The sequence below is a fragment of the Fulvimarina fulva genome (genome assembly GCF_039652615.1).
Taxonomy (GTDB): domain Bacteria; phylum Pseudomonadota; class Alphaproteobacteria; order Rhizobiales; family Rhizobiaceae; genus Fulvimarina.
In genome coordinates, this window is sequence record NZ_JBDJAC010000001.1 from 734,204 (window position 1) to 756,693 (window position 22,490).

General features: G+C 60.5%; 18 protein-coding genes, 1 tRNA gene and 1 pseudogene. 13 read left to right on the forward strand and 7 right to left on the reverse strand.

The features are described from left to right. The first annotated feature begins 190 nt into the window (after window positions 1–190). The 8 genes from ABDX79_RS03415 to ABDX79_RS03450 all read left to right on the forward strand — a co-directional run bounded on the left by ABDX79_RS03415 (window position 191) and on the right by ABDX79_RS03450 (window position 11,552). On the forward strand, window positions 191–1,471 hold the full coding sequence (locus ABDX79_RS03415; RefSeq protein ID WP_346218830.1) for a c-type cytochrome: 1,281 nt from the start codon (window positions 191–193) through the stop codon (window positions 1,469–1,471). Between the two features lie 274 nt (window positions 1,472–1,745). Next, window positions 1,746–3,761 carry an extracellular solute-binding protein gene (locus ABDX79_RS03420; RefSeq protein ID WP_346218831.1) on the forward strand — a complete coding sequence of 672 codons (2,016 nt, stop codon included), beginning with the start codon at window positions 1,746–1,748 and terminating at the stop codon, window positions 3,759–3,761. Further along, window positions 3,761–5,644 (forward strand): extracellular solute-binding protein, encoded by a 1,884-nt coding sequence (locus ABDX79_RS03425; RefSeq protein ID WP_346218832.1) that lies wholly within the window; start codon window positions 3,761–3,763, stop codon window positions 5,642–5,644. Before ABDX79_RS03420 ends, ABDX79_RS03425 begins: the two co-directional genes overlap by 1 nt. Before the next feature lie 164 nt (window positions 5,645–5,808). Beyond that, on the forward strand, window positions 5,809–6,942 hold the full coding sequence (locus ABDX79_RS03430) for a microcin C ABC transporter permease YejB (RefSeq protein ID WP_346218833.1): 1,134 nt from the start codon (window positions 5,809–5,811) through the stop codon (window positions 6,940–6,942). A gap of 114 nt (window positions 6,943–7,056) precedes the next feature. Then, entirely contained in the window at window positions 7,057–8,181 is a 1,125-nt protein-coding gene (locus tag ABDX79_RS03435) for an ABC transporter permease (RefSeq protein ID WP_346218898.1), read from the forward strand. After that, window positions 8,181–9,215: a cation diffusion facilitator family transporter gene (locus tag ABDX79_RS03440; RefSeq protein WP_346218834.1), complete on the forward strand. Its 1,035-nt coding sequence runs from the start codon at window positions 8,181–8,183 to the stop codon at window positions 9,213–9,215. Before ABDX79_RS03435 ends, ABDX79_RS03440 begins: the two co-directional genes overlap by 1 nt. Before the next feature lie 31 nt (window positions 9,216–9,246). Next, a complete protein-coding gene (locus ABDX79_RS03445) occupies window positions 9,247–10,902 on the forward strand; it encodes an ABC transporter ATP-binding protein (RefSeq protein WP_346218835.1) in 1,656 nt (551 codons plus the stop codon). Then, the gene (locus ABDX79_RS03450) at window positions 10,899–11,552 is read left to right on the forward strand and encodes an NUDIX hydrolase (RefSeq protein ID WP_346218836.1); all 654 of its coding nucleotides are present in this window, start codon (window positions 10,899–10,901) and stop codon (window positions 11,550–11,552) included. Before ABDX79_RS03445 ends, ABDX79_RS03450 begins: the two co-directional genes overlap by 4 nt. Before the next feature lie 5 nt (window positions 11,553–11,557). Here the strand turns inward: ABDX79_RS03450 and ABDX79_RS03455 are convergent, their stop codons facing one another. From ABDX79_RS03455 to ABDX79_RS03465, 3 genes are all read right to left on the reverse strand, one after another. Continuing rightward, window positions 11,558–12,226, reverse strand: coding sequence for an endonuclease III domain-containing protein (locus ABDX79_RS03455; protein ID WP_346218837.1), 669 nt, complete (start codon window positions 12,224–12,226; stop codon window positions 11,558–11,560). A gap of 208 nt (window positions 12,227–12,434) precedes the next feature. Continuing rightward, window positions 12,435–12,510 (reverse strand) — tRNA-Ala (locus ABDX79_RS03460). A gap of 177 nt (window positions 12,511–12,687) precedes the next feature. Further along, window positions 12,688–13,089, reverse strand: a complete 402-nt coding sequence (locus ABDX79_RS03465; protein ID WP_346218838.1) for a TIGR02300 family protein — start codon at window positions 13,087–13,089, stop codon at window positions 12,688–12,690. Between the two features lie 272 nt (window positions 13,090–13,361). On the opposite strand from ABDX79_RS03465, the gene aroA reads away from it, so the two are divergent. The 4 genes from aroA (at window position 13,362) to rpsA (ending at window position 17,919) form a co-directional block, all read left to right on the forward strand. Further along, window positions 13,362–14,723 carry a 3-phosphoshikimate 1-carboxyvinyltransferase gene (gene aroA / locus ABDX79_RS03470; RefSeq protein WP_346218839.1) on the forward strand — a complete coding sequence of 454 codons (1,362 nt, stop codon included), beginning with the start codon at window positions 13,362–13,364 and terminating at the stop codon, window positions 14,721–14,723. Between the two features lie 88 nt (window positions 14,724–14,811). After that, a complete protein-coding gene (locus tag ABDX79_RS03475) occupies window positions 14,812–15,246 on the forward strand; it encodes a hypothetical protein (protein WP_346218840.1) in 435 nt (144 codons plus the stop codon). Between the two features lie 5 nt (window positions 15,247–15,251). Continuing rightward, on the forward strand, window positions 15,252–15,887 hold the full coding sequence (cmk, locus tag ABDX79_RS03480; protein ID WP_346218841.1) for a (d)CMP kinase: 636 nt from the start codon (window positions 15,252–15,254) through the stop codon (window positions 15,885–15,887). Window positions 15,888–16,212: 325 nt separating this feature from the next. Further along, window positions 16,213–17,919, forward strand: coding sequence for a 30S ribosomal protein S1 (gene rpsA / locus ABDX79_RS03485; RefSeq protein ID WP_346218842.1), 1,707 nt, complete (start codon window positions 16,213–16,215; stop codon window positions 17,917–17,919). A gap of 303 nt (window positions 17,920–18,222) precedes the next feature. Here the strand turns inward: rpsA and ABDX79_RS03490 are convergent. The 4 genes and pseudogenes from ABDX79_RS03490 to ABDX79_RS03505 all read right to left on the reverse strand — a co-directional run. Next, window positions 18,223–18,330, reverse strand: a pseudogene (locus ABDX79_RS03490) (IS481 family transposase); the annotation flags it as partial. 127 nt (window positions 18,331–18,457) lie between these two features. Further along, complete coding sequence (locus tag ABDX79_RS03495) at window positions 18,458–18,634, reverse strand: hypothetical protein (protein WP_346218843.1); 177 nt, start codon at window positions 18,632–18,634, stop codon at window positions 18,458–18,460. 165 nt (window positions 18,635–18,799) lie between these two features. After that, the gene (locus ABDX79_RS03500) at window positions 18,800–19,909 is read right to left on the reverse strand and encodes an iron-containing alcohol dehydrogenase (protein WP_346218844.1); all 1,110 of its coding nucleotides are present in this window, start codon (window positions 19,907–19,909) and stop codon (window positions 18,800–18,802) included. A gap of 129 nt (window positions 19,910–20,038) precedes the next feature. Further along, a complete protein-coding gene (locus tag ABDX79_RS03505; RefSeq protein WP_346218845.1) occupies window positions 20,039–20,782 on the reverse strand; it encodes a FadR/GntR family transcriptional regulator in 744 nt (247 codons plus the stop codon). Between the two features lie 149 nt (window positions 20,783–20,931). Here ABDX79_RS03505 and ABDX79_RS03510 point away from each other — a divergent pair, with 149 nt between their 5' ends. Beyond that, window positions 20,932–22,446 carry an aldehyde dehydrogenase (NADP(+)) gene (locus ABDX79_RS03510; protein WP_346218846.1) on the forward strand — a complete coding sequence of 505 codons (1,515 nt, stop codon included), beginning with the start codon at window positions 20,932–20,934 and terminating at the stop codon, window positions 22,444–22,446. Window positions 22,447–22,490: the final 44 nt, after the last annotated feature.

The following is a 22,490-nucleotide window of genomic DNA, read 5'->3' on the forward strand; positions in this document are numbered from 1 at the left end:
TAAAATTACCAAACGAGTTTAAAAGTCGAACGCTTCTAAGCTTGATGAAACCGAAGCGTGGTGACAAAAGGTCCGAGCCGCAGCGCCACATAGCGCTGTTGCCTGTAGTTAGCAAAACCCATAGGTTCCGCGAAAATTTCGTGGGCTTTGCCGGGAACCACCGGCAGACTGAGGAGGGATCGTCCCGCCAATGGATTCGTGGCAATTCAACAAGATCGCCGGCGCCGTGCTCGGCACAGTCTTCCTGATGTTTGGCGGAAGCCTTATCGCGGAAGGTATTTTCCACTCGGAAGCTCCCGAGACGCCCGGCTACGAAATCGTGGTGGAAGACGGTGGGGACGGTGGAGATGCCGCCGCCGAGGCGCCGTCCGTGACCCCGATCGCGGTTCGCATGCAGGAAGCGGACGTGGCCGCTGGCGAGAACGATTTTAAAAAGTGCGCTGCCTGCCATTCGGCCGATGAGAGCGGGGAAAACAAGATTGGTCCAGGTCTCTGGGGAGTGGTGAACCGCCCGATTGCATCGCATGAAGGCTTTTCCTATTCGCAGGCCATGAGCGCGTTCTCCGAAGAGGGTTCGGTGCTCTGGGATTACGACCACCTCGACCACTTCCTCGCCAATCCGAAGGGCTACATCGACGGCACGGCCATGGGCTTCGCTGGCATTCGGGACCCGCAGGATCGCGCCGACACGATTGCCTATCTGCGCTCCCTCTCCAATGATCCGGCCGCTCTGCCAGAGCCGCCTGCCGAAGGTGAAGAAGCCGCGCAGGCCGAAGAAGGCACGGACGGCACCGAGGTGGAGGCAAGTGCTGCTGAGACACAGCCCAGCTCCGCCGGCGAGGACACGGATGTGCAGGCGGCGGGAACGACCGACCCCGACACCGCCTCGTCCATGCCCGGACAGGACCAGGCGCCGGTCATGAGCGAGGAACAGCAACCTGAGACCCGCGCGAACGAGGTTCAGGAAAGCGACGACACGTCGTCCGCCACTTCGGGTGAAGAGGCGAGTGCCGCCTCCAGTGATGGTGAAGAGCAGGTGGCCGCAGCCGACAAGTCTGCTTCAAGCGAGGGCAGCGATTCCGGCGAACAGGCTGCCGCTTCACAGTCCGCCGGCGAGGCCGTTGAGGTCGCTGGCGATCCGGAAGCCGGCAAGGGCATTTTCCGTCGTTGCCAGGCTTGCCACAAGATCGGCGAAGGCGCGAAGAACGGGATTGGGCCCGAGCTCAACGGTGTAATGAGCGAAAAGCCCGGTGTCGTCGAAGGCTATAGCTTCTCGTCTGCGTTCCAGGATTGGGCTGCAGACAAGGAGAAGTGGACCCACGAGCTGATGACGACGTGGCTCTCCGATCCGCGCGGAACGGTGCCGGGCACGAAGATGGCCTTTGCAGGACTCAAGAGCCAGGAAGACATCGACAACGTGATCGCCTATCTGTCGCAGTTCTCGGAAGATGGCTCACAAAGCGGCAACTGATCCACGTTTCAGATCGACGCATTGAGAACAAGCCCCGGCCAGAAGCCGGGGCTTTTTTGTTGGTGGTCCCCCGCATGTCTCACTTTCGTCGATGGAGACATGACCGTTTCGTCACGTGACATTCTTGCCGCATCCGGGGCATAAAGAGCTGAAACGAAGACGCTTTATGCCATCCGCAATTCTCTAGAGGGTTCCCGACTTGCTCCTGACGCCCCGGTCTCGTTCTTTCTCCCGCAGCATTCTTTTTTCCGCCGCTTCAGCCCTCAGTCTCATCGTGGCGACTTCAGCATTCGCGCAGGACGGTGAAGGTCAGCCGACCACGAGCAAGCAAGCACCTGAAGCCTCTGACACAGGGTCTGCCGCTTCGACCGGCACTGGTGACGGGACTTCAGCCGGAAGCTCCACAAAGACGACCAAAGCCGATCAAGCCGGGTCGGACGGATCAGATGAAGCCGCAGCAAAGACCGATCACGGAAAGTGGCGAACCACCGTTTCGCTCATTGGCGAGTACAAATATCCGGACGACTTCAAGCACTTCGATTACGTCAACCCGGATGCACCGGTTGGCGGGACGCTCAATGAAATCGCGCTCGGCTCCTTCGACAGCTTCAACCCGTTCATCGTTCGCGGCACGCCTCCAGCGGGCCTGCCGAATTTCGGCGGCGGCTATCTCTACGACACGCTTTTCGAGCAGTCGCCGGACGAGGCTTCCACGTCGCACGCGATGATCGCCGAGGCCATGCGCTATCCGCCGGATTTCTCCTCCGTAACATACCGGCTCGATCCGGAGGCGCGCTGGCACGACGGAGAACCGATCACGGTCGAGGACGTGATCTGGAGCTTCAACAGGCTGAAGGAACTGCATCCTCAGTGGAACGCCTATTATCACAATATCGAAAAGGCGGAGAAAACGGGCGAGCGCGAAGTGACGTTCACCTTCGACCAGACAGGCAATCGGGAATTGCCTCAGATCGTGGGCGACATGACGGTGCTTCCCAAACACTACTGGGAAGGCACGGACGAGAACGGGAAAAAGCGCGACATCAGCCAACCGACGAGCGTTCCGCCGCTCGGCTCGGGTCCCTACCGAATCGCGGGCTTCCAGCCCGGTCAGTCGATCGATTGGGAACGGGTGCCGGACTATTGGGGCTGGGATAAACCGACGCGCGTCGGGCGATACAATTTCGAGCGCATCGACTACACCTATTTCCGCGATGAGAGCGCCTCCTGGGAGGCGTTCAAGAAGGGCGGTCTCGAAGACTATCGACTGGAAAACTCCTCCCAGCGTTGGGCTGAAGGCTATAATTTTCCAGCTGCCGAGAACGGTGACGTCATCCAGAAGGTCGTTCCCGACGGTCAGGTGTCGTCCATGCAGGCCTATGTTCTGAACAACCGGCTGGAGAAGTTTCAGGATCGCCGCGTCCGCGAGGCGCTGACGCTGATCTACAATTTTCAGGAAATGAACCGGACGCTGTTCTACGACCTCTATCAGCGGCAGGACAGCTACTTCGACAACAGCGAGCTCGCGGCGACCGGTTTGCCGAGCGAGCGCGAGCTGAAATTCCTGGAACCGCTTCGTGGCGAAATTGCAGACGAAGTCTTCACCGAGGAATTCACCCTTCCCGACTATACCGATCGGAGCCAATCTCGCATCTATCTGCGCGAAGCCCTGAACCTCTTCCAGGAGGCCGGCTACGAGCTCAAGGGCAACAGGTTGATCGACAGCAAGACGGGCGAGCAGTTCTCGATCGAGATGCTGGGCAACGACCCGCGCGACACGCGGACATTGGAGCCCTATGCCCGCGATCTGCGCAGACTGGGTATCGACGTGAATATTCGCATCGTCGACTCCAACCAGTATGTGGAACGCATGCGCAATTTCGACTTTGAGATGGTTGGCATGCGCTATTATCCGCAGTCGCTCTCACCCGGAAACGAGCAGCGCGACTTCTTTTCAAGCGAGGCGGCGGACTCCCCCGGCAGCCGCAATTATGCGGGCATCAAGAACAAGGCGGTGGATCAGCTGATCAACAACATCGTCTATGCCGAGAACCGCAAGGATCTGGTGGCGGCGACGCGGGCGATGGATCGCGTCATGAAGTGGGAATATTACGTCGTTCCCCAGTGGAACAAGCCTGAGATCTGGCTCGCCTATTGGGACAAATTCGTCATCCCCGAGGACAGCCCGGACTATGCCGGCATCGATCCGTTCTCCTGGTGGACGAAATCGGCGGCCGAACAGCAGGCATCGAGAGCCGAAGCGAGCGAAGCGCAAGGGACGGCGAACTGATGGCGGGAGCGTTGACGCATCTGACCCGTCGGCGGTTTGGACAGCTGGTCATGGGCTCGGCGGCAACGCTCGCCCTGCCGCTTCGCGAAGCGCTTGCCGAGGTGGAGACAGGTGTTCCGTTGCACGGGTTGTCGGCGTTCGGCGAGCTGAAATACGCCAAGGATTTTGACCATTTCGACTATGCCAACCCCGATGCACCACAAGGTGGCACATTCGCGTTTTCCGCGCCGAACTGGGCATTTAACCAATCCGTCCTGACGTTCGATACGCTGAACACGCTGGTGCTGAAGGGGAACGCCCCTCCACGCATGAACCTTCTCTACGAAGGCTTGATGACCAGCAGCCTCGATGAGCCCGATGCTATCTATGGCGCGATCGCGGAGACTGTCACCGTTTCGCAGAACCGCCTCGAATTCGACTTTGAATTGAGGCCTGAAGCGAGGTTTTCGACCGGTGACACCGTTACACCGGACGATGTCGTCTTTTCCTACGAGACGCTCGCCGAAAATGGTCATCCGTCGATCCAGATCGCACTGAGAGATTTCAAATCCGCCGAGGTTCTCGACGAGCGGAGGGTTCGGATCGCCTTTGGCGAAAACCAGAACTATCAGGATGCGATCGGTGTCCTGTCGCTGCCGATCCTTTCCAAGGCGTTTTTCGAAGGGCGGACACTTGACGATCTGACCGACGAGATCATTCCCGGCACTGGTCGTTACACGGTCGGTCGCTACGAATTCGGGCGATTTATTGAATACGAAAAGCGCGATGACTACTGGGCCAAGGACCATGGATTTGCCAAAGGGCTCGATCATTTCCAGACTTTGAGACTCGACTTCTTCCGTGAGCGCCAGACGGCTCTGGAAGCGTTCAAGAAGGGCCTCATCACGTTCCGCGAGGAGTTCACCTCGAAGAGTTGGGCAACGGAGTACAATTTCCCGGCGATCGCGAGCGGCGAGATCGTCAAGCGGGAGTTTCCAGCGGAACTGTTTCCGAAGTTTCAGTGCTGGGCTTTGAACCAGCGCCGGGAAAGGTTCTCCGATACGCGTGTCAGGCGCGCCATCAACCTGTGCTTCGACTTCGTCTGGACCAATCAAAACATGTTCTACGGCCTCTACGAGCACTCGGACTCCTGCTTCGAAAATTCAGACTTCAAAGCTGAAGGCATGCCGTCTCAGGCCGAACTCGCCCTACTCGAACCTTTGCGCGGCGAAATTCCTGAGGAAGTGTTTGGCGAACCCTGGACCCAGCCGGTCTCCGACGGGTCGGGCCGCGATCGCGAGCATTTGCGAGCAGCGCTGGCTTTGCTCCAGGAGGCAGGATACGAGCGGCAGGGTGGGCGGATCCTCGACAAGAGCGGACAGCCTTTCCGTCTCGAATATCTCGTGGACGATCCCGGATTTGCCCGCGTCTACGGCAAATTCGTTCAAACCTGCCAGGCGATCGGGATTGATGCGTCGATCCGCGTGGTCGATGCAGCGCAATATACCGACCGCACGAATCGGTTCGATTTTGACATGATCGGCCATGCGGCCGGGATATCCCCGACCCCAACCACTAACGGTCTGCGCTCTCTCTTCGGCAGCGAGACGGCGGACCGGCAAGGCTCGTCGAACTATCCCGGCATGAAGAGCGAGGCGGTGGACAGGTTGATCGAGCATGTCGGACGGGTGACCAGCCGCAAGGACCTGGTCACCGCGATGCGCGCACTCGACAGGGTCCTGCGCTGGCGCCTCGACTGGATTCCCAACATTCACTCCGATGCGCACCGCGTCGCCTACTGGGATATGTTCGGATTCGATACGCCTAAGCCCGACTATGGCTGGCCGGTCGAAAGCCTCTGGTGGTTCGACAAGGAGAAGGCTGCCGCGATCGGCAAGGCCTGAGCCAGCGTCGCAACCCTATTGTCTTCTCGCGGGGCGCCGCCATTATCGCTCCGTTTTGCCCTTTGGCGCCAGCCTGCTAGTGAGGGCGAACCGACACAGTTTGGAACGCTTCGCCGCCCATTCGTCGGTTCCATGGCGTAACCGTTCAGGAGAATGACCCCCGCATGGGTGCCTATGTCCTCCGCCGTCTGCTTTTGATGATACCGACGCTGGTCGGCATCATGGCGATTTCCTTCATCGTCATACAGTTCGCGCCGGGAGGACCGATCGAGCAGGTCATCGCGACGCTTCAGGGCGACGCAGGTAGCGCGACCGACCGTGTGTCCGGCGGTGGCGGCGGCGATTTTGGCGGCGGCGGACAGGGCGGCGACAGCTCCAGCTATCGTGGCGCTCAAGGCCTCGATCCGGAATTCATCCAGCGTCTCGAGCAGCAGTTCGGCTTCGACCGCCCTCCCCTCGAACGCTTTGGCAAAATGCTCTGGGATTACGCCCGCTTTGATTTCGGCGAGAGTTATTTCCGCTCGATCTCGGTTTGGGAGCTGATCCTCGAAAAGATGCCGGTGTCGATCTCGCTCGGTATCTGGATCACGCTTCTCTCCTATCTGATCTCGATCCCGCTCGGGATCCGCAAGGCGCTGCACGACGGGTCGAGTTTCGATATCTGGACCTCGGGAATCGTGATCGTCGCCTATGCAATTCCCGGCTTTCTGTTCGCCGTTCTGCTCATCGTGCTCTTTGCCGGCGGTTCATTCTTCGACTGGTTCCCGCTACGAGGCCTGCTCTCCGACGGAATCGACGGACGATGGTGCGCGCCCTGGTCGCCGGTGTTTGATCTGCCGAATTGCGCGACCCGCGTCGTACCGGACTATTTCTGGCATCTGACACTGCCGCTGATCGCGCTCGCGCTTTCGGCCTTCGCGACGACGACGCTGCTGACCAAGAACTCGTTCCTCGACGAGATCCGCAAGCAGTATGTGACGACGGCGCGCGCAAAGGGGCTCACCGAGCGGCGCGTTCTCTACGGCCACGTCTTTCGCAATGCGATGCTCATCATCGTCGCCGGCTTTCCGGGCGCCTTCATTGCCGCCTTCTTTTCCGGCTCGCTGCTGATCGAGACGATCTTCTCTCTCGACGGACTTGGATATCTTGGTTTCCAGTCGATCTATCAGCGCGACTATCCGGTGGTTTTCGGTACGCTCTACATCTTCTCGCTGATCGGCCTCGTGACGACGCTGATCTCCGATCTCACCTATACCTGGATCGATCCGCGGATCGACTTCGAGAGCCGGGAGGTCTGAGCGATGGATGACGCCATGAAGGACCGCCTGAAGAACGATCCGTCACACAGGCAGGAGCATGACGACGAGCGCTCGGCCGAGATTGCGCGCGAGCAAACGAGCGGCATCGCGCAGATGGCGCCGGAATCCGAGTTCGTGAAGCGGCCGAAGCTCTCCCCGCTCAACAAGAGACGCTGGCAGAACTTCAAGGCGAACCGACGCGGATACTGGTCGCTCTGGATCTTCCTGATCCTCTTCATTCTGACCAGCTTTGCCGAACTGATCGCCAACGACAAACCTCTCCTCGTCTCCTACAAGGGTGAGTTCTACTATCCGATCGTCGTCGATTATCCGGAAGAGGTGTTTGGCGGCTTCCTGCCGGTGACCAACTATCGCGATCCGTTCGTGCAGGATGAGATCGACGCCAATGGCTGGGAAATCTGGCCGCCGATCCGGTACTCCTATCAGACGGTCAACAACGAAATCCCCTCGCCCGCGCCCTCGCCACCCGCATGGACGATGAGCGAGGAGGAAGCGTGCTCGCGTTACCCGGACGGGGTAAACGACAAGAACTGCACCTTCGGCAACATGAACTGGCTCGGCACCGACGATCAGGGCCGGGATGTGGTTGCGCGCCTGATCTACGGATTCCGAATCTCGGTGCTGTTCGGTCTGATCCTGACTGCAGCTTCAGCGGTGATCGGCGTCGCGGCCGGTGCGGTCCAGGGCTATTTCGGCGGCTGGACGGACCTGATCTTCCAGCGTTTCATCGAAATCTGGTCGTCGATCCCGGTGCTCTATCTCCTGCTGATCATCGCCGCTATCCTGCCTCCGGGCTTCTGGATTTTGCTCGGGATCATGCTCCTCTTCTCATGGGTCGCCTTCGTCGGGGTGGTACGTGCCGAATTCCTGCGCGCCCGAAACTTCGAATATGTCAGTGCGGCCCGCGCTCTCGGTGTCGGTGATCTGACGATCATGTGGCGGCATCTTCTGCCGAACGCCATGGTCGCGACGCTGACCTTCCTTCCCTTCATCCTCAACGGCTCGATCACGACGCTAACCTCGCTCGACTTCCTGGGCTTCGGTCTTCCGCCCGGTTCGCCATCGCTCGGAGAGCTTCTTGCCCAGGGCAAGAACAATCTTCAGGCTCCGTGGCTGGGCTTTTCCGGCTTCATCGTGATCAGCCTCATGCTATCGCTGCTGGTCTTTATCGGTGAAGCGGTTCGCGACGCCTTCGACCCACGCAAGAGCTTCGGCTGATGAGCGATCACAAACACGGCCACGGCTCGCACGATCACGGGCATGACCATTCCGGCCATTCGCATTCGCACGGCTTCAAGGGTCACGCCCATGGAGCCAATGAAAAGCGGATTGCGATCGCGGCGGTCCTGACCGGCACTTTCATGCTGGTGGAGGTGGTGGGCGGTCTCATCTCCGGCTCACTCGCCCTCCTCGCCGATGCCGGTCACATGCTGACCGATTTCGCTGCCCTGACGCTCGGCTATTTTGCGTTTCGCCTCTCCCGGAAACCAGGCGATGCGAAGCGCACCTATGGCTACGACCGGTTCGAGGTTCTGGTCGCCTTCGTCAACGGGCTCGCTCTTTTCATGATAGCCGGCTTTATCGCTTACGAGGCGATCGTCCGGCTGATGTCGCCGGACGAGATTCTGGGCGACACCATGATGGCCGTCGCCGTCGCCGGCCTAATCGTCAATATCGCGGTCTTCTTCATTCTCCACGGCGCTGATCGCGACAATCTCAATATTCGCGGCGCGGTCCTCCATGTTCTGGGAGACCTTCTTGGCTCCGTCGCCGCGATCGTTGCCGCTGGCATCATCATCTGGACCGGCTGGATGCCGATCGATCCGATTCTGTCGGTTCTCGTCTCGATCATCATCCTCGTTGCGGCCTATAGGCTCGTCCGCGATGCGGGGCATGTTCTGCTGGAAGGCACGCCGCAAGAAATCGACGTCAAGGCGCTGAAGACGGCACTCGTCTCTTCGGTGGACGGCCTGGTAGAGGTTCATCACGTGCACATCTGGTCGCTGACGCCGGAGCGCCCGATGGCAACGCTGCACGCCTGTATCGAAGAAAACGCCGATGGACCGAATATCATCCGCGCGATCAAGGCAAAGCTGAAAGAGCGTTTTTCGATCGAGCATGCGACCGTGGAGATCGAATACGAAAACTGCGCCGACCACACATTGCACGATGCGGGGCACAGCCACCGACCGCAAAGCGATCACGCGCCGGACTCAGACACAGTATTACCCACCTCCGCTCAGCCCGCCTGAAGCCGACCCAATCTTCCAAGGACATGCAGCCGTGAGCGAGACGCAAACGAAGATCAAGAGCGAGAAGCCGATCCTGACGGTCGAGGACTTGCAGGTGGCCTTCACCCAAGGCGGCAACACGCAGATCGCGGTCGGCGGCGTTTCGTTCTCGATCGCACCCGGCGAGACTCTCGCGCTGGTCGGTGAGTCGGGCTCGGGCAAATCGGTTTCGGCGATGTCGATCCTGAAGCTGCTGCCCTACCCTGCCGCAAGCCATCCCGGCGGCGCCATTCATTTCGACGGTCTGGACCTGTTGAATGCGTCGGACGAGAACCTGCGCAAGACGCGCGGCAACAGGATTTCGGTCATCTTCCAGGAGCCGATGAGCTCACTCAATCCGCTGCACTCGATCGAGAAGCAGGTGACGGAAGTTCTGCGGATCCATCGCGGCATGCGGGACGAACCGGCCCGAAAGCGCACTCTGGAACTCCTGCATCAGGTCGGCATTCGCGATCCCGAAAAGCGGCTGAACGCCTATCCGCATCAGCTCTCCGGCGGCCAGCGCCAGCGTGTGATGATCGCGATGGCGCTCGCCAACGAGCCGGATCTTCTCATTGCGGACGAGCCGACGACTGCGCTCGACGTGACGGTACAGGCGCAGATTCTCGAGCTCCTGAACAAGTTGCAACGCGAGAACGGCATGGCGATGCTGTTCATCACCCACGACCTCGGCATCGTGCGGAAGATCGCCGACCGGGTATGCGTGATGACGAAGGGCAGGATCGTCGAGGAAGGGCAGACGCGGGAAATCTTCGAGAACCCGCAGCATGACTATACCCGGCATCTGCTGGCTGCCGAGCCGAAAGGACGTCCGCCGGCGGCGAACGCCAACGCGGAAAAGGTGATGGAAGCCCGGAATGTGAAAGTCTGGTTTCCGATCAAGACGGGGTTCTTTCGTCGCACCACCGATCACGTGAAGGCCGTCGACGGCATAGATCTGACCGTTCGCGCGGGACAGACGGTGGGCGTGGTCGGCGAATCGGGATCGGGCAAGACGACCCTCGGACTGGCGCTCACGCGGATGATATCCTCCACAGGCGAGATCGTCTTCGACGGACAACGGATAGACCAGCTTTCGATCAAGGAGATGAAGCCGCTCCGGGAGAAGATCCAGATCGTCTTTCAGGATCCCTTCGGCTCGCTCTCGCCGCGCATGCCGGTAGCCGACATCATTTCAGAGGGCCTTCGCATTCACGAACCCAAGCTTTCGAGAGATGAGCGGGACGAGCGCGTGGTTCAGGCCCTGAAAGAGACCGGGCTCGACCCGGCGACCCGCTTCCGCTTCCCTCACGAATTCTCGGGCGGCCAGCGCCAGCGCATCGCGATCGCCCGTGCCATGGTGCTCAATCCGCGCTTCGTGATGCTGGACGAGCCGACCAGCGCCCTCGATATGAGCGTTCAGGCGCAGGTCGTCGACCTGCTGCGGGATCTGCAGGAAAAGCATAATCTCGCCTATCTATTCATCAGTCACGACCTGAAGGTCGTTCGCGCTCTGGCCAACGAGGTCATCGTCATGCGCAATGGCGAGGTGGTTGAACGCGGCTCGGCAGACCAGATCTTCGACGCGCCGCAGACCGACTATACCAAGGCCCTGATGGCCGCAGCCTTCGATATCGAGACTCGACATACAGGAGCCGTTTCGCAATGAGCCCGCACTCCTATCGCGATCAGCTGGCCGATCAGCCGCTCGACTTCGAGATCAAGCACAAAGAGCCGATCGCGGATGGCTTCTGGCCGTATACGCGCACTGTCCTCGAGCATGAAAGGTTCGACGGCGTAACACGCGCGACGGGCGTGCAGCGCGATTTTCTGGAGACCGGAGAGGTCGTGGTGGTCATTCCCTATGACCCGAAGACCGATTCGATCGCGGTCATCCGCCAGTTCCGCATCGGGTCAGCGATCGCACTGAACAAGGCGGCTGCGATCGAACTTCCTGCAGGTCTCGTCGATGCGGGCGAAGACGTCGAAACGGCCGCTGCACGGGAACTCACCGAAGAAACCGGGATGACCGCGAAGGCCATAGAGCGGTGCTTCTCGATGCTGAGCACGCCAGGGCTCACGACGGAACATGTCAACGTGTTCCTTGCCATCATCGACCCCTCGGAAATGAAGGCGCATGCGGGCAAGGCGGAAGAAGATGAAGACATCCATCCAATCCTCACCCCCGTTGAGGACCTCCTGCGAGCCGTCGACGATGGCTGGGTGGAAAACGGTTTCCTCATCTGCTGCGTCCATTGGTTCGCGCGCAAAGGCCGTGCCCGGGCGCAAGCGCTGCTGGGCACGATCAGCGAAGACTGATCGGGTCAGCTCGCACCTGTTGCGGCGAAATAGAGGCACAGGTCGTTGACGGGACAAACTTCGCATTTGGGCTTTCGCGACACGCAGACCGCCTTGCCGAATTGAATTAGCCAGAAATGTCCGTCGTGGAGGGCCCAATCTGGCGCAATCTTTTCCAACTGAGCGGCTGTCTGATCGGCGGTCCTGGCGTCGGTCAGCCCGATTCGGTTCGAGACGCGATGAACATGGGTGTCGACTGCGATCACGTCCGCATCGAATGTGAAACTCATGACGATATCGGCGCATTTGCGCCCGACGCCCGGCAGGCTCATCAGGCCTTCGCGCGTCTGGGGAACGTTTCGGTCATGCTTGTCGATAAGCGCCGTGCAGAGCTTTTTCAGTGATCGGGTTTTGTTGTTGTAAAGCCCGCAGGGTTTGATCGCCGTTGCGATCGCTTCGTCATCAAGGGCGAGTATGCCATCGGGCGTTTGGGCCAGCGCAAAAAGCTGATCCGTCGCGGTCTTCGTGTTGGTGTCGCGGCTTTGAGCCGAGAGAATGCATGAAACGACGGACCGGAAGGGATCCGGCTGATCCTTCGGCCCTTTCGCAGTCTTCGTGCGCCCGGGCATTTCTTCCGACAGACGCTGGAAGACGATCTCGATGTCTTGTTTAGAAAGAGTCGCTTTTGCCGCCAACGCCCAGCCTCCTTTTGCAATCCGGCGAATTAGCGCGGAAGGCCGGGCTTGCGAGACTGATCGGGAGGCAGCGGCGCATCCGTCGCACCGGACCTTCGCCGAGAAGGTGGCCTGAGCGATTTTCTGCGTCGCTGGAGATTAAAGTAAGCCCAACGTGTCGGGAACGCCGTGCGAAATCTTTTGTCTGACCGGAAAACTGGAAGGAAAATGGTGGAGCTAAGCGGGATCGAACCGCTGACCTCTACAATGCCATTGTAGCGCTCTCCCAGCTGAGCTATAGCCCCACGCCGCGATTATCTCGCGTTTCGCGCCACGCCCTGAGTAGCGTCGCTTCGTGATGGCGGCGGTGTAGTCGAGAGGCGAGGAGCGGTCAAGCGGTTTTCCGCACTCCCGCCCCAACAAAATTCTCGGCTGCCGCGGCGGGTGGTGATCCGCCGCGCAAACCACAGCCTGAACGACGATCAGGATTCCTCGTCGTCGTCCCGGCCGCCGCCCAGAATGTCGGAAACATCGTCGTCGTCATCGTCGTCATCGGCAAGGAACGTGTCGTCGTCATCGTCGTCGTCCACGGTGACGTCTTCGTCATCGGTCTCGTCGATGTCTGGAGACTTGGTATCCGCCTTTTCGCTTTCCTCGTCTTCGACGTCGTTCAGCGAAACGGTCTTGTCGTCGGATTCGGTCTCGACTTCCGCCTCTTCCTCTTCCTCCGGTTCAGCGGCCTTGCTCTCGGGCTCGCCCTCGAAGAATGACAGCGGATAGCTCTTGCCCGTATAGGGAGAGACGATCGGGTCCTTGTTCAGGTCGTAAAATTTGCGGCCCGTTTCCGGGTCGATCCGCTTGGTTCCAAGTTCGGGTTTGGCCATATCTGCCTCGTTTGAAGACGTCGTCGATCTGCTTCGTTTCATCGGGTACGCTGAAAGGGCGCGGAGGGTTTCAGACCCTGCGACGCGCCAGCCAGCGTACCTATCTGCGGCGGCTGCTCCACGATATCCATCTTGAACGTCATGGGGCTACGTAAAACGGACTTGGCCTTACGTGTTGCCCCTCGCCTTGTCAAAGCATCGACTGAGAAGGCAATAAGGCGCGGCGAACGATGCGGATCGCGTTCCGCAAGACGACTGAAGAGAAGACGCGCATGCAGAGCGATAAACAGACCCCTCGACCCCTGCGCGCCGCAGGCGGACGCCCTCTCACCGGCACCTCACGCGTGCCGGGAGACAAATCGATCTCGCATCGGGCGTTCCTGTTCGGCGGCCTTGCAAGCGGCACGACGCGCGTGAGCGGCCTTCTGGAGGGCGAGGACGTTCTTGCGACCGGCCGCGCGATGGTCGCCATGGGCGCGCAGATCCGCAAAGACGGCGATGCGTTCATTGTGGATGGCGTTGGCAACGGATGCCTTCTCGAACCGCAAGAGCCCCTCGATTTCGGCAATGCCGGAACCGGAGCGCGTCTCACGATGGGACTGGTCGGAGCCTACAATTTCGGCTCCACCTTCATCGGGGATGCCTCGCTCTCCAAACGCCCGATGGGGCGAGTTCTCGATCCGTTGCGGGAGATGGGCGTTCAGGTCGTCGCGCGGTCAAGGGACCGTCTTCCGCTGTCGCTTCATGGTCCGAAAGCGACCGCACCCATCGAATACCGGGTGCCGATGGCCTCGGCGCAGGTAAAGAGCGCGGTTCTCTTTGCGGGTCTCAACACGCCGGGCGTCACCACGGTGGTCGAGCCCGTGATGACCCGCGATCACACCGAGAAAATGCTGGCGGGATTCGGCGCGTCGATCGAGGTCGAGTCAAAAGCGGATGGTTCACGGCATATTCGCCTCGAAGGTCAGGGCGATCTGAAGGGCCTCGCGGATTTCCAGGTGCCCGGCGATCCCTCCTCTGCCGCCTTCCCGATCGTCGCCGGTCTCATCGTTCCAGGCTCTGATGTCACCATCGAAAACGTCCTGATGAACCCGACGCGCACCGGACTGATCGAGACCCTCCGGGAAATGGGTGGGTCGATCGAAATCCTGCAATCGCGCAGCGAGGGCGGCGAGGATGTCGCCGATCTGCGCATTCGCCATTCCAACCTGACCGGGACTGAGGTTCCGCCGGAACGAGCGCCGTCGATGATCGACGAATATCCGGTTCTAGCCATCGCCGCCGCCTTCGCAAAAGGCAGAACGGTCATGCGCGGTCTCGATGAGCTGCGGGTCAAGGAGTCCGATCGATTGTCCGCCGTTGCCGCAGGTCTTGCCGCGAACAATATCTCCCACGAGGAGGGCGAAGACTGGCTGATCGTCAATGGCGATCCCGATGGCAAAGGCTATGGCGGCGGAACCGTCGTCACCCATCTCGATCACCGGATCGCGATGAGCTTTCTTGTTCTGGGTCTTGCCTGCGAAAATCCGGTCACGGTCGACGACGGCCGTATGATCGCGACGAGCTTTCCCGAATTTCCCGACATGATGCGCGAATTCGGAGGCGACATTTCCGACGGGGCGTCCAAGCCGTGAGCGAGCCCCTCAACTTCCATGTCAGGCCTGCATCTGTCGACGCTTCAAAGCTTGCAATGGACGTTCGGGCCAGGCCGGTAGAAACGCCATGATCGGCGGCGTCTTCGTCCTTGTCTTTTTTCTCCCGCTGTCCTTCATCTATGGACGCTGGCGCGCGCGTGGGCTGAAAGCCAGTCACGCCACCTTGCGCGGGCGCTTGCTCTCGCTGCTTCCGATGCCGCTTTTCTTCGGGGTCTGCGCCATCGTCGCCGTCATCTGGCAGACTGAAGCTGCAAACCGGCAAACGGCGAAGCTCACAGGGGGCCCGGTCGATAGTGCGCTCGACACCGGCAACGGCGTTCTCGACGGCCTTCTGACCGTTGCCCGCTGGTTCGGCCAGCTCGAACTCATCATCTTCATGATCGCGATTCCCTATCTCATGGGTGCGATGATCGCGGCGATCCTCCTTGTGCTCGATGACAGAGGTCGCATCGAACTGCCGAAGCCTGCCGGACAAACCGAAACCAATCCCGACGAAAGATAGATCGCATGCCCAAACCTCCCGTCATCGCAATCGACGGCCCCGCGGCGGCCGGAAAGGGCACGCTCGCAAAGCGCCTCGCGATCCATTACGGCCTTCCCTATCTCGATACCGGGCTTCTCTACCGGGCTGTGGGCCGAAAGGCGCAGGAACTCAGTCTTGATCTCGACGACCCGGATCAGATGACGCCTGTGGCGCAAGATCTCGACACCGGCGATATCGACGAGACCGCGCTTCGCGGACGAGAGGCCGGCGAACTCGCCTCCCGAGTCGCGGCCCATCAGGGTGTCCGCCAGGCCCTTAATGCGTTTCAGCGCGGCTTTGCCGCGCGGCCGGATGGCGCCCTGCTCGACGGGCGCGATATCGGGACGGTGATCTGCCCGGACGCGGACGTGAAGATCTTCGTGACCGCAAGCGCGGAGGTGCGGGCTCGCCGCCGCACGGACGAACTGAACGCAAAGGGTAGAACGGTCGTCTATGAGCGCATTCTGGAAGAAGTGCGTCAGCGGGACGACCGGGACAGCAACCGCGCCGTCTCGCCGCTGAAACCCGCCGAAGACGCCCACTTGCTGGATACCAGTGAATTGAGTATAGACGGCGTGTTCCGTAAAGCTTGCAGTCTCATAGACGCGCAAATATCTTAAAGAGCGGAATGGAGTTTGTGGGGCGGCTCTCGTCAAGGGAGCGCGCCCTTTTCGGTCATGTACGAACAGGTTTTCGGCTAGATCGGCAGCTTCGATCAAAACGGTCCGGACCGGCGTTCCCCTGCGCCAGACGGCGGCATCGACCTCACTCGAAATTTCGATCGGTCACCGCCAGGCCCGCTCAGACGCGTTTAGATGCGTCGAATGCGGGCGGAACCCGATTTCGGATCATCGAAACACGAACCGGGTCAGTTCAGCTGACCAATGGCGCATAACCTCTCCAGGGCTCGGCAAAGCGGCCGGAGGGGTTCTTCAAGGAGAACGAATGTCAAATCTGAATCCCTCTCGCGACGATTTCGCCTCGATGCTCGAGGCCTCGTTCCATGAGCAGGACGTTGCCGAAGGAACGGTGGTCAAGGGAACCGTCGTCGCGATCGAGAAGGATATGGCCGTCGTCGACGTCGGTCTGAAGGTCGAGGGCCGAGTCGCCCTCAAGGAATTCGGCGCCAAGGGCCGCGACGGCGACCTTTCGGTTGGCGACGAAGTCGAGGTTTATGTCGAGCGCATCGAGAACGCTCTCGGTGAAGCCGTCCTGTCGCGCGACAAGGCTCGCCGCGAGGAGAGCTGGATCCGTCTCGAAGCCAAGTTCAACGAAAACGAGAAGGTCGAAGGCCAGATCTTCAACCAGGTCAAGGGCGGCTTCACGGTCGATCTTGATGGTGCCGTGGCCTTCCTTCCGCGTTCGCAGGTGGACATCCGTCCGATCCGCGACGTGACGCCGCTGATGAATACCCCACAGCCGTTCCAAATCCTGAAGATGGACAAGCGCCGCGGCAACATCGTTGTCTCGCGCCGTACGGTTCTTGAAGAGAGCCGCGCCGAGCAGCGCTCCGAGATCGTCCAGAATCTCGAAGAGGGTCAGGTCGTCGACGGTATCGTCAAGAACATCACGGATTACGGTGCATTCGTCGATCTCGGCGGCATCGACGGCCTCCTCCATGTCACCGACATGGCATGGCGCCGCGTGAACCATCCGACGGAGATCTTGCAGATCGGTCAGACCGTGAAGGTCCAGATCATCCGGATCAACCAGGACACCCACCGCATCTCGCTCGGCATGAAGCAGCTCGAAGCCGATCCGTGGGACGGCATCGGCGTCAAGTATCCGATGGGCGTCAAGGTCACCGGCCGCGTCACGAACATCACCGACTACGGTGCGTTCGTCGAACTGGAGCCGGGCATCGAAGGACTCATCCACGTCTCCGAGATGTCTTGGACGAAGAAGAACGTCCATCCGGGCAAGATCCTCGCCACCTCTCAGGAGGTCGAGGTCGTGGTTCTGGAAGTCGACCCGAACAAGCGCCGCATCTCGCTCGGCCTGAAGCAGACGCTTCAGAATCCGTGGGACGCGTTCGCAGAGAAGTTCCCGGTTGGCGCGATCGTCGAGGGCGAAGTCAAGAACAAGACCGAGTTCGGTCTCTTCATCGGCCTGGAAGGCGATGTGGACGGCATGGTCCACCTTTCCGACCTCGACTGGAACCGTCCGGGCGAGCAGGTCATCGAAGAGTTCAACAAGGGTGATCTCGTCAAGGCCCAGGTTCTCGACGTCGATGTCGAGAAGGAGCGTATCTCGCTCGGCATGAAGCAGGTTGGCGGCGATCCGTTCGTCGAGGCTGCCGAAGCTGGCGACGTGCGCCGTGGTTCGGTCGTGTCCTGCGAAGTAACGGCTGTCACCGATGGCGGCATCGAAGCCAAGATCGTGGACACCGATCTGTCGGCCTTCATCCGCCGTTCCGATCTCGCCCGCGACCGCGACGAGCAGCGCCCGGAGCGTTTCTCGGTCGGACAGACCTTCGATGCTCGCGTTACCCAGTTCGACAAGAAGGCCCGCAAGGTCGGTCTGTCGATCAAGGCGCTGCAGATCGCCGAAGAGAAGGAAGCCGTCGCACAGTTCGGTTCGTCCGACTCGGGCGCATCGCTCGGCGACATTCTCGGTGCAGCCCTCAAGGGCAACAAGGACGACGCGGAATAAAAACCGCAGCGACGTCTCTGGACGCTGCATCCTGAAAAAGCCCCCGGCGAGCGATCGTCGGGGGCTTTTTGCGTTATGCGCGATCTTTTCCCGTGCCGGACGGGTTCAAAGTGCTCGAAATCGACCAGCACACCCCGCCCCTTGCTTTCATACGAGGGTCATGTCCCGGAATGTAGTGTCGCTTAGCGGCCACCGAGGGATCCGCGGTAGGTTCGAGTTGCGAGACTCAAGCGAACCAAGGACGTTCCCCGATGACCAAACTCATGATGGATCGGCGCACGCTGATCGAACAGAGCCCCGATTTTGATCGCCGGTGATGCGATGCCCCATGCGCTCGAAGCGGCCAAGCTTCTTGATATCGATATGGATGAACTCGCCAGGCATTTCGCGCTCTGAGCGTTGCGCCGGTTGTCGCGCACCAGCCGCCGCCTGGCCTTGTGCGTCGGAACGTCCGCTCCCGATTGGCGCGCTTGAACTGCTTGGCATGGCGGCACCGCCCGACCATGATCGTGGCTCGTCTAGAGACGCGGACATAGCTCTAGCGCAGTTCGATGCCGGTGTTTCGGGCAAATGCGCCGAGCTTCACGATCGCCTTTTGCATCAGTTTGGCGTCGGTCCGGGTAGGCGACCGACAGGCTTTCATGCAGAAGCGCGGCGGATCGCTCCTCGCCGAGCCGCTAAAGTCAATTTGCGACAAGCGCTTCGGTTTCGACATTCGCCTTGCGTTAGCAGCACGTTCAAAGCGAATGCCGGTTTCAGAGAATCACGAGTTAAAACGCTGTTCCTAATCGATCTTTTGATTTCGACACTTGAAATGGACCTCGGCGCGAACGGGGCTCAAATGTCAAATTCGCTCCGGTTCGCTCCGATAATGGCCGCTTCAGGCGCTCTTCCGAAGAATGTCCAGATACTCCTCGCGGGTCGCCGTGCGGGGGTTCGTCAGGTGGCAGTGATCATGGAGTGCCGCCTCCGAAACCTCTTCCATCATGGCTTCGGTGACACCCATCTCGGCAAGCCCTGAGGGCATGCCGATCCGGGCATTGAGTTCCGTCACATAGTCATCGGGGGCCTGCCCGATCAGCTGCGCCATCACGTCCCATTTTTCGCCGATCACGGAGCGGTTGAAGCGCAGGACCTCCGGCAGAAGCACGGCGTTCAGCGTCCCATGATGAAGATTGAGCGAGCGGATGGCGCCGAGCGGATGGGTAAGGGCGTGGACCGCTCCGAGGCCTTTCTGGAAGGCCATCGCGCCCTCCAGCGCCGCCGCCATCATATCGCGCCGGGCGTCTCTGTCGGAGCCGTCCGAAACGGCCTTTTCGAGGGACTTGAGAGCGAGGCCCAGCCCGTGAAGCGCAATGCCGTCGGCTGGCGGATTATAGGCCGATGCCATGTAGGTCTCGAGGCAATGGGTCAGCGCGTCCATGCCGGTTGCCGCCGTCAGCTTTGCCGGCAGGCCATGGGTCAATTCCGGATCGCAGAGCGCAATATCGGGCAGCATATAGGGCGAAATGATCCCGAGTTTGCGACCCTCATCGGTGATGATGACGGCAGCGCGACCGACTTCGGAGCCGGTTCCAGCGGTCGTCGGAATCGCGATCATCGGTGCGATGTCGCCTGTGATCTTCTGCACACCGCCATTGACCGCAGCATACTGGCCGAGGGGCGCCGGATGACCGGTGAGAATTCTCACCGCCTTCGCCAGATCGATGGGTGAGCCCCCACCGAGCCCGATGATGCCGTCACAATCGTTGCCTTTGTAGACTTCGAAAGCCTCGATAGCGGCTGCTTCCGTCGGATTGGCGGGAGTGCCGTCATAAACGGCGTGATCGCCAAGATTTTCGGTCACGCGAGCCACGAGCCCCGTGCTCACCAAACCCTTATCCGTCGCGATCAGCGGCCGCTCGACTCCGAGCTCCTTGAGAAGATACGGGAGGCGGGAGATCTCGCCATCACCGAACTCGATGCGCGTCAGATAGGAAATGCGGGCCATGAAACTGTCCTGTGCTTTGTAGTTCTGTTGTGTCGAGGCGGTCGGCGACTGATCGGCATTGCGATTATCGCTACCAGCCCATGCCGAAGGCCATATCCAGAGAGGCTGGAGAGCTAGCCTCGTCGGCGCTCAATTAGTGAAGACGTGTTTTCGCAAACTTCTTCGCGTGAAACCGATCGTGTCGCGCATGGCTTCCGATGCCTCCTCCGGCTTCCCGTCGCGGATCGCTTCCAGCACGCGCCGATGGTTTTCAAGATTGGCCCGGAAGACCTCCCAATGCTCGGCGGCAGCGACCTCGAAAAGAAGGCCGAGCACAGCGTCGATTGCCGTGTCGAAGGCCATCAAGATCGGGTTGTCGGTCGCCATGAGAATGGCCAGGTGGAATTCTCGGTCGGCGAGGATCGCCGCCTGTGCGTCGTCTGCTTCTACCGCCACGGCCATCCCCTCATAACCCCGCGAAATTGCCGCGACATCGGAGCGGCTCGCCCGCTGCGCCGCAAGTGCCGCCGCCTGCGGCTCGAAGATCTCCCGCGCCTCGTCAATCGCCTGAAGGAGCTCTTTGTCTTGGCCACTGGAGCTCGTCATCCAGCAGAGAACATTCTGATTGAGGATGTTCCATGCCCTCTTGGGTCGAACGCGGGTTCCGGCTCTGGTTCGCACCTCTACCATGCCCAGAGTGACCAAGCTGCGCACGGCTTCGCGGATCGTTGAACGACTAACGCCAAGCTCACTTGCAAGATCAGCCTCCACCGGAAGAGCCGCGCCGACTTCATAGGCCCCGGAGGCGATCCGCCTTCCAAGCGTCGTGAGAGCGGCGTCCGCACGTCCCGATGATGCCGCGCCATTCGCCCTGTCTGTTTCACCTGCTTTCATGAATTCACTCCTCAGCGGGCTTGAAACATCCGATGTTTTGCTGTTTCATCGGATCAATAATATTTTTTATCTGACGAGACAAGTCCGAAGTCGCCCTCTCGCCACTCAGGACACGCTCGCAGGACACACGGCTCGAAGGGAGGCAGACTATGAGTTCCGGCACACACGGAAAGCACTTCATCGGCGGTGAATGGATTTCGGGTAACGGAGGCACCTTCGAGACCGCGCCGGCCACCGGCGATCCTATCACCATTCACAAGGGCGATGCGCAGCTCGTCGATGCAGCTGCGAAAGCTGCCGAAGGTGCGTTCGATCGCTACGCAGCGACGGGCCGCGAGGAGCGCGCTGCGTTTCTCGAGCGGATCGCCGTGGAAATCGAGGCACGCGTCGACGCGATCACGGCAATGGCAATGGCGGAGACGGCGCTTCCCGAACCCCGCATCCGCTCGGTCGAGCTCCCCCGAACGGCGAATCAGCTCCGGCTCTTCGCCGACCACATTCGCAAAGGAGACTATCTGGATCTCCGCCACGAGGCTGGCGGCGACGCAGGTCCGGATCTGCGTATGATCCAGCGCCCGATCGGGCCGGTCGCGGTCTTCGGGGCCTCGAACTTTCCCCTGGCCTTTTCCACGGCCGGCGGCGATACGGCGGCGGCGCTGGCTGCCGGCTGCCCCGTCGTGGTCAAGGCGCATCAGGCGCATGCGGGAACCTGTGAACTCGTCGCAGAGGCAATCGCAGCCGCGGCGGAAGCGACCGGAATGCCGAAGGGCGTATTCAATCAAGTCCAGGGCGGCAGCCGCGATGTCGGGCAGGCACTGGTCCTTCACCCCTTGATCAAGGCCGTCGGTTTCACCGGGTCCTTCGGAGGCGGCAAGGCGCTCTACGATCTCTGCGCCGGGCGCGAGGAGCCCATTCCCTTCTTCGGAGAGATGGGCTCGATCAATCCGATGTTCCTGTTGCCGGGCGTACTTTCGGAGAAAGCCGCCGAGCTGGGAGCCGGCTGGGCGGGCTCGCTGACAATGGGTGTCGGCCAGTTCTGCACGAACCCGGGTCTCGCCATCGTGCTGGACGGTGAAGAGGCCGATGCGTTTCGCGATGCCGCGCATGCGAAGCTCAAAGATACGGAACCGCAGACCATGCTGACCGATGGGATCGCAAGCGCATATCGCGAGGGTGCCGACGCGCTTCGTCGACAGGCCGGGGTGAGCGAGGTCCTCGTCAGTGACCCTGCCGGTCGCGAAGCAACGCCATACCTCTTCGAGACAAAAGCTGCGACCTTCCTCGAAAACCCACAGCTGTCGGAGGAAGTCTTCGGTCCGACCGGGCTGATCGTACGCGCCGGTTCGATCGAGGAGATGATCGACATCGCGCGTGGGCTCACAGGGCAGCTGACGGTGACGCTTCATTTTTCGAAAGACGATCATGAAACCGTTCGCAAACTTCTTCCGCTCGTAGAGCGAAAGGCTGGACGCATCCTCGCCAACGGCTTTCCGACAGGCGTCAAGGTTTCGGATGCCATGGTGCATGGTGGACCGTGGCCGGCCTCTTCGAACTTCGGCGCGACCAGCGTCGGGACGCTGGCGATTCGGCGCTTCCTGCGACCGGTCTGTTACCAGGATATTCCTGAAATGTTCCTGCCGGAGACAGGCACTCAGGTCGGCTAAGCAAAGACTACATTACACCGTTCGAGGCACTTCGATGCCTGGAA

Excerpts from the sequence above, each read along its gene's own strand:
- ABDX79_RS03415 (WP_346218830.1), top strand. The coding sequence starts at position 191 with ATGGATTCGTGGCAATTCAACAAGATCGCCGGCGCCGTGCTCGGCACA.
- ABDX79_RS03425 (WP_346218832.1), top strand. The coding sequence starts at position 3,761 with ATGGCGGGAGCGTTGACGCATCTGACCCGTCGGCGGTTTGGACAGCTG.
- ABDX79_RS03430 (WP_346218833.1), top strand. The coding sequence starts at position 5,809 with ATGGGTGCCTATGTCCTCCGCCGTCTGCTTTTGATGATACCGACGCTG.
- ABDX79_RS03435 (WP_346218898.1), top strand. The coding sequence starts at position 7,057 with ATGGCGCCGGAATCCGAGTTCGTGAAGCGGCCGAAGCTCTCCCCGCTC.
- ABDX79_RS03440 (WP_346218834.1), top strand. The coding sequence starts at position 8,181 with ATGAGCGATCACAAACACGGCCACGGCTCGCACGATCACGGGCATGAC.
- ABDX79_RS03450 (WP_346218836.1), top strand. The coding sequence starts at position 10,899 with ATGAGCCCGCACTCCTATCGCGATCAGCTGGCCGATCAGCCGCTCGAC.
- ABDX79_RS03465 (WP_346218838.1), bottom strand. The coding sequence starts at position 13,089 with ATGGCCAAACCCGAACTTGGAACCAAGCGGATCGACCCGGAAACGGGC.
- aroA (WP_346218839.1), top strand. The coding sequence starts at position 13,362 with ATGCAGAGCGATAAACAGACCCCTCGACCCCTGCGCGCCGCAGGCGGA.
- ABDX79_RS03475 (WP_346218840.1), top strand. The coding sequence starts at position 14,812 with ATGATCGGCGGCGTCTTCGTCCTTGTCTTTTTTCTCCCGCTGTCCTTC.
- cmk (WP_346218841.1), top strand. The coding sequence starts at position 15,252 with ATGCCCAAACCTCCCGTCATCGCAATCGACGGCCCCGCGGCGGCCGGA.
- rpsA (WP_346218842.1), top strand. The coding sequence starts at position 16,213 with ATGTCAAATCTGAATCCCTCTCGCGACGATTTCGCCTCGATGCTCGAG.
- ABDX79_RS03495 (WP_346218843.1), bottom strand. The coding sequence starts at position 18,634 with ATGTCGAAACCGAAGCGCTTGTCGCAAATTGACTTTAGCGGCTCGGCG.
- ABDX79_RS03500 (WP_346218844.1), bottom strand. The coding sequence starts at position 19,909 with ATGGCCCGCATTTCCTATCTGACGCGCATCGAGTTCGGTGATGGCGAG.
- ABDX79_RS03505 (WP_346218845.1), bottom strand. The coding sequence starts at position 20,782 with ATGAAAGCAGGTGAAACAGACAGGGCGAATGGCGCGGCATCATCGGGA.
- ABDX79_RS03510 (WP_346218846.1), top strand. The coding sequence starts at position 20,932 with ATGAGTTCCGGCACACACGGAAAGCACTTCATCGGCGGTGAATGGATT.